Genomic DNA, 3,997 nt, shown 5'->3' on the forward strand with positions numbered 1-3,997 from the left:
TCGGGCGAGCGAACCCTGCTGCGCAAGGGCCAGGAGCTGGTGCTGACGATGCTGCTGGAGGCCTTGCTGAGCAAGGAACGCATTCTGGAGATTTACCTCAACAACGTGGAGTGGGGTGAAGGCGTTTTTGGCGCCGAAGCCGCCGCCCAGCACTACTTTCACAAACCGGCGTCCCGGCTGAGCGCCCATGAGGCCGCGCGGCTCGCCGTGATGCTGCCGCGCCCCAAGTATTTTGAGCGGCTGCCCAACTCCAGCTATCTCTCGGAGCGCGCCGGCGTGATTGCCAACCGCCTGGGCAGCGCCGAATTACCCTGAGCGGGCCGGGTGCCCGGGCGGCGCCGACCTCTCGCCAAGCGCCGGGCCCCGCTCTGTATCATCCGCTGCATGCTTGCCAAGCTGATGAGTTACTTTCTGCTGGGTCTGGTCCGTGTCCTGACCGGGTCGCAGGCACGCTGGTACGGTTGCCCGCCCAAGGCCGAGCAGCGCATTTATTTCGCCAACCATCAAAGCCATGCCGACCTGGTGATGATCTGGGCGGCGCTGCCCCAGGAGCTGCGCGCCCACACCCGCGCCATCGCGGCCCGCGATTACTGGACCAAGACGCCGTTCAAACAATGGCTCACCACGGCCGTGTTCAACGTCATTTACGTCTCGCGCGAGCGCAACGCCGACGAAGACCCGCTGGAGCCGCTGTTTGAGGCGCTGACCGCGGGCGACTCCATCATCCTGTTTCCGGAAGGCACGCGCGGCAACGCCGAGGAGCCGCAGGCGTTCAAGGCCGGCCTGTACAACCTGGCGGCCAGGTTTCCCGACATCGAGCTGGTGCCGGCCTGGATCAACAATGTGCAGCGCGTCATGCCCAAGGGCGAGGTGGTGCCGGTGCCGGTGCTGTGCTCGGTGACCTTTGGCGCCCCGCTTCACCTGCTGGCGGGTGAAGAGCGGCGCGCCTTTCTGGACCGGGCGCGCAGCGCCGTCATCGCCCTGCGCGACGTCTAACCAGACCGGCCAGCGAACGCCCCAACGCCATGTACCACTACCTGAAAAACCTCTCGGCCAGCGAGCAAGTCGGCGCCCTCTTCGTCATCGTGTTCGGCCTCTTGCTGCTGGCCAGCATCGCCGCCGTGTTGCTGTCCCTGCGCGAATGGGGCGATGACGAGGCCGCCGCCCAGCGCTACAGCGATCTGCGCAATTTCGAGGGCGTGCTCAAAACCAGCTGGTTCATGGTTCTGGTGTTCTGGATCGGCTGGCTGGCCGGTGACTGGGTCGCGCTGGGGCTGTTTGGTTTCGTCTCGTTCTTTGCGCTGCGCGAGTTCATGACCCTGTCGCCGACGCGCCGGGGCGACCACCGCAGCCTGGTGCTGGCTTTTTTTGTCGTGCTGCCGATCCAGTACGCCCTGGTGGGCAACGAGCACTTCGACCTGTTCACGGTGTTCATTCCGGTCTACGTGTTTTTGGCCCTGCCCGTGGCCAGCGCGCTGGCTAACGACCCGCAGCGCTTTCTGGAGCGCAACGCCAAGCTGCAATGGGGCATCATGGTCTGCATCTACGGCATGAGCCATGTGCCGGCCCTGCTGCTGCTGAATTTTCCCCACTACAACAACAAGAGCGCCTTCCTGGTTTTCTTTCTGGTGCTGGTGGTGCAGACCTGCATGATCGTGCAGCACCTGGCCTCGCGCAAACTGAAAAAAACGCCCGCCGCGCCCAACATAAGCCAGAGCTTCAACTGGCCCAGCTGGTGCATCGGCATTGCCGCAGGCAGTATTTTGGGCGCTTTGCTGGCCGGCATCACCCCTTTCGTGCCGGGCCAGGCCTTTGCCATGGCCCTGGTGGCCTGCGTCGCCGGCTCGCTCGGGCATCTGGTGATGAAGGCCCTGAAACGCGACCGCGGCATCCCGATCTGGCGCGGCCAGGGCTCGGCCGTCACCGGCGCCGGTGGCCTGCTGGACCGGGTCGACGCGCTGTGTTTCGCCGCGCCCGTCTTTTTTCATTCGGTTCGATGGTATTTTGGCCTCTAGCCCCCGCGCTGATTGCGCAAGCCACTATCAAATATATAGCAAATGAGAATTTTAGGCATCGACCCCGGCCTGCGCACCACCGGCTTTGGCGTGATCGACGTCGAGGGTCAGGCGCTGAGCTACGTGGCCAGCGGCACCATCAGCACCACGCACCTCGACAAAGGGCAATTGCCCGCGCGCCTCAAGGTGCTGTTCGACGGCATCCGCGAAGTGGTGAGCCGTTACCAGCCCGATTGCGCCTCGGTGGAAATCGTGTTCGTCAACGTCAACCCGCAATCCACTTTGTTGCTGGGGCAGGCGCGCGGCGCCTGCATCACCGCGCTGGTCTCAAGCGACCTGCCGGTGGCCGAGTACACCGCGCTGCAAATGAAGCAGGCGGTGGTCGGCTACGGCCGGGCCGACAAGAGCCAGGTCCAGGAGATGGTGCGCCGCCTGCTGTGCCTGCCCGGCCTGCCCGGCCCGGACGCCGCCGACGCGCTCGGCCTGGCCATCACCCACGCCCACGCCGGCACCGCGCTGGCGCGGCTGGCGCAGGCCGATGGTTTGGGCGGTGCCGGGAGTGGCAAGTACAAGGCCGGACGCAGCCGCTGACGACTTGCGGCACATGGGCGGGGCTTGCGCTTGCCTGTTCTGCAGGGCGCGCGCCCAGGATGCCAGGAAATAGCCGGTTCGTCCGCGGGTATGCTTGCGCCCTATGTACTCGCACCATTTCGGCCTGACGCAAGACCCGTTTTCCATCGCGCCTGACCCGCGTTACCTGTTCATGAGCGAGCGCCACCGCGAGGCGCTGGCGCACCTGCTGTACGGCGTGGCCGGCCCGCACAAGGCGGCCGGCGGCACGGGCGGCGGCTTTGTGCTGCTCACGGGCGACATCGGCACCGGCAAAACCACCATCTGCCGCTGCTTTTTGGAGCAGATTCCCACCGGCTGCCATGTGGCCTATATCTTCAACCCCAAGCTCACCGTCACCGAACTGCTGCAGTCGATTTGCGAGGAGTTCCACATCACGACGGCGGCGACCGCCTCGCACCCGCCCACGGTCAAGGACTACATCGACGCGCTCAACGCGTTTTTGCTGCAGAGTCACGCCGCCGGACAAAGTAGCGTCCTCATCATCGACGAGGCGCAGAACCTCGAAGCCGACGTGCTGGAGCAATTGCGCCTGCTGACCAACCTGGAAACCAGCGAGCGCAAGCTGCTGCAGATCGTGCTGATCGGCCAGCCCGAACTGCGCACCATGCTGGCCCGCCCCGAGCTCGAGCAGCTGGCCCAGCGCGTGATCGCGCGTTTTCATCTGGACGCGCTGACCGACCCCGAGAGCACGCAGTACATCCAGCACCGGCTGGACGTGGCCGGCCACACCGGTCCGCTGCCGTTCGACCGGCCGTCGCTCAAGCGCATCCACCGCCTGGCGCGCGGCGTGCCGCGGCGCATCAACCTGCTGTGCGGGCGCGCGCTGCTGGGGGCCTGGGCGAATGGCCTGCACCGCGTGGACCGAACCGTCGTGGACAAGGCGGCTACCGAGGTGTTCGGGCCGGACCTACCGCATTCGCCGAGCGCCGGCTCACGGCCGACGGCCTACGCGCTGGGCGGCCTCGCCTTGCTGGCCGGTGCCGCGCTGGCCGGTTTTCTGCTGTGGCCCACACCGCCCAAGGCACTGCACTCACCCCAGGCCGCCGCATCAGCCTCTTTGGTCCCGACAGCGCCACAAGCTAAAGCATCGTCGCCCATTCGGATTGAGCCGCTGGCCCCGAACCCGGTCGAAGAAATCGAGGCCTTGCTGCCGCAACTGCCGCGCGACATCAACGTGGCGTGGCGCGCACTGGCGCCCAGCTGGAAGCTGCCCGCCAACGACGGCGACCCCTGCCTGGCCGCCAAGGCGCAGCAACTGCAGTGCTACCGCACCAGCCAACTCACCGTGCCGCTGCTGCGCCAGCTCGGCCGCCCCGGCATCCTGACCCTGCAGCCAGGTGACGGCCCGC

The 3,997-nt window shown here is 66.4% G+C and carries 5 protein-coding genes; all 5 read left to right on the forward strand.

Annotation, left to right across the window (positions count from 1 at the left end; translation table 11 throughout):
* Nucleotides 1-315: transglycosylase domain-containing protein (locus tag B3V69_RS02035; RefSeq protein WP_296443311.1), on the forward strand; the 315-nt coding region annotated here is incomplete at its 5' end.
* A 69-nt stretch (nt 316-384) separates the two neighbouring features.
* Entirely contained in the window at nt 385-996 is a 612-nt protein-coding gene (locus tag B3V69_RS02040; RefSeq protein WP_296443314.1) for a lysophospholipid acyltransferase family protein, read from the forward strand.
* Nucleotides 997-1,025: 29 nt separating this feature from the next.
* Nucleotides 1,026-2,015: a phosphatidate cytidylyltransferase gene (locus tag B3V69_RS02045; protein WP_296443316.1), complete on the forward strand. Its 990-nt coding sequence runs from the start codon at nt 1,026-1,028 to the stop codon at nt 2,013-2,015.
* Between the two features lie 42 nt (nt 2,016-2,057).
* On the forward strand, nt 2,058-2,606 hold the full coding sequence (gene ruvC / locus B3V69_RS02050; protein WP_296443318.1) for a crossover junction endodeoxyribonuclease RuvC: 549 nt from the start codon (nt 2,058-2,060) through the stop codon (nt 2,604-2,606).
* A 103-nt stretch (nt 2,607-2,709) separates the two neighbouring features.
* A partial coding sequence (locus tag B3V69_RS02055) for an ExeA family protein (protein WP_296443321.1) occupies nt 2,710-3,997 on the forward strand: 1,288 nt, incomplete at its 3' end.

Origin of the sequence: Rhodoferax sp. UBA5149, assembly GCF_002413825.1 — a bacterium.
GTDB lineage: Bacteria > Pseudomonadota > Gammaproteobacteria > Burkholderiales > Burkholderiaceae_C > Rhodoferax.